Annotated in this window: 3 protein-coding genes; 1 reads left to right on the top strand and 2 read right to left on the bottom strand. The window is 35.9% G+C overall.

Translation table 11 applies throughout. The features are described from left to right. Nucleotides 1-204: 204 nt before the first annotated feature. A complete protein-coding gene (locus AC1DJR_RS27780; RefSeq protein ID WP_002192845.1) occupies nucleotides 205-1,131 on the top strand; it encodes an aldo/keto reductase in 927 nt (308 codons plus the stop codon). Nucleotides 1,132-1,179: 48 nt separating this feature from the next. On the opposite strand, the gene AC1DJR_RS27775 is transcribed toward AC1DJR_RS27780, so the two are convergent. Together AC1DJR_RS27775 and AC1DJR_RS27770 are read right to left on the bottom strand one after the other, a co-directional pair. Continuing rightward, complete coding sequence (locus AC1DJR_RS27775) at nucleotides 1,180-1,776, bottom strand: DJ-1/PfpI family protein (protein ID WP_477004025.1); 597 nt, start codon at nucleotides 1,774-1,776, stop codon at nucleotides 1,180-1,182. Further along, the coding region (locus tag AC1DJR_RS27770) for an ankyrin repeat domain-containing protein (protein ID WP_477004024.1) at nucleotides 1,773-2,088 on the bottom strand (316 nt) is incomplete at its 5' end. The genes AC1DJR_RS27770 and AC1DJR_RS27775, both read right to left, overlap by 4 nt.

The raw sequence follows: 2,088 nt of genomic DNA, 5'->3' as shown, positions 1-2,088 counted from the left end.
CCTTCACAAAAAAAACTCACAAATTAACCAATTAGAGATAGCGTTCGACGACATCTCTGTATTTAAAATGAGAATTTTTATTTATGCTGCTATAAAATAGTATTTTATGTTATTCTTTTTCCCCAATTGTAGAAAACATTTTTACACATATAAATTCTAGTTTTGCATACCGATGTTATAACATGCTTACAAGGAGGAAAAATGATGCACTACCGTACATTAGGTAAAACTGGAATTACTGTTTCTGAAATTGGCTTTGGAGCGTGGGCGATTGGCGGCGATGAATGGGGTCCTGTTAACGACAAACAATCTATAACCGCTATGAAGAAAGCAATTGAATGTGGCGTAAACTTTATTGATACTGCTGATGTATACGGATTAGGACATAGTGAAAGGTTAGTAACTCAAGCGATAAGAGAGCACCGTAATAATATCGTTTTATCAACGAAAGGCGGTTTAATTGGGCATCACTATGATCCAAGTGGAGAGCCTGTTTATAATACTGCMGAAAAAGTGATCGCAGTATTTGAAACTAGCTTACTRCGCCTAGAAACAGATTATATTGATGTTTATTTCTGTCACATTTGGTGGGATAAACAAGAAGAAACAGAAGCATTTTTACGAGCATTTGAAATATTAAAACGGGACGGAAAAGTAAGAGCTGTTGGTGTTTCAACTCACGACATACAATATATAAAACACTTCAATAAAAACAATGAAATTGATGTTGTGCAACTTGATTACAACATATTAAACCGAAAACCAGAAAACGACATACTGCCCTACCTACAGGAGAACAATTTAGGAGCTGTTATACGCGGCCCTTTAAAAATGGGGATATTAACTGGAAAATTTACAAATAAAACAACTTTTCTTGACGGAGATTTACGCCAAGAATGGCCAAAAGAAAAGTGGTTTCAAGAAGATTTACAAAAAGTAGAGAAACTACGATTACTCTCAAATGAAAATCAAACCTTAGGGCAACTTGCACTTCGTTATGTCCTCACTCATCCAGCGGTATCGGTCGCAATTCCTGGCGCAAAAACAGAAAAACAAGCGAAAGAAAATGCAGACTCGTCTATCCGTCCGATTCTTACAGATGAGGAATTAGCGCATATTCAGTCAATATAAAACAAGACGAGCAGCTGGAAATATCCAACTGCTCGTCTTGTTTTACTTTTAATATTTTAAATCTATATCATATTCCATTCTCTTCGCTGTTTCTTCAGCAACCTCAGCACCCAACAAATTTTTCACAATATGAAATGACATATTAATTCCGGCTGAAATTCCACCAGACGTAATAATATACCCCTCATCTACAAACTTTACATTCTCTAATACTTCCACATTCGGAAAATCATTTCTAAAACTTTCAATACTTGCCCAATGTGTTGTCGCTTTGAAGCCATCGAGTAATCCAGCTTTCGCAAGTAAAAGCGCACCCGTACAAACAGAAGTCATTAACTTTACTTCTTTCATTTGCTCGCGAATCCAATTTGTTATTATTTCACTTTTCATTTCGTTTTCTCTAACACCTAACCCACCAGGAATAATTAAAATATCAACTGGAGGCAAGTTTTCGATACTATAGTCCGGTTGTACCTTTAATCCATYTCTCGCTGTAATCATTTCTCCATCTTGACTAACAGTATAAACTGTAAATGGTTGACCTTCACTTGTTGCTGTAACGGAAAAAACTTCAAATGGACCCGCAAAATCTAACACTTCCACTTCATTAAAAAGAAAAATCCCTACATTCCAGTGGCTAATCATAAGCTCACTTCCTCTTGCAAATGATGTAATAGGGATTCATACCCTTTTTCTAAAGCAATATCATATGCAGTTTTCCCATCATTTTTCTTAATCATTTTATTAGCACCATTTTCAAGAAGTAATATAATGATTTCTTCATTTCCTAATAACGCCGCTTCATGAAGTCCTGTCCAGCCACCACTTTGCACAGCATTCACATCTGATCCCTTTTCAATTAAGAAAGCTACAAGCTCGCTTTGCTTATTCGCAATTGCTGCTTGAAGAGGTGTATTTTCATTTTCGTTTTTTGCTCTAATATGTATTTCTGCTCCC

It is taken from the genome of Bacillus sp. 05T31, assembly GCF_056396725.1.
Note: the sequence above shows the minus strand (reverse complement) of the source record. Positions and strands in the feature narration are given on the sequence as shown.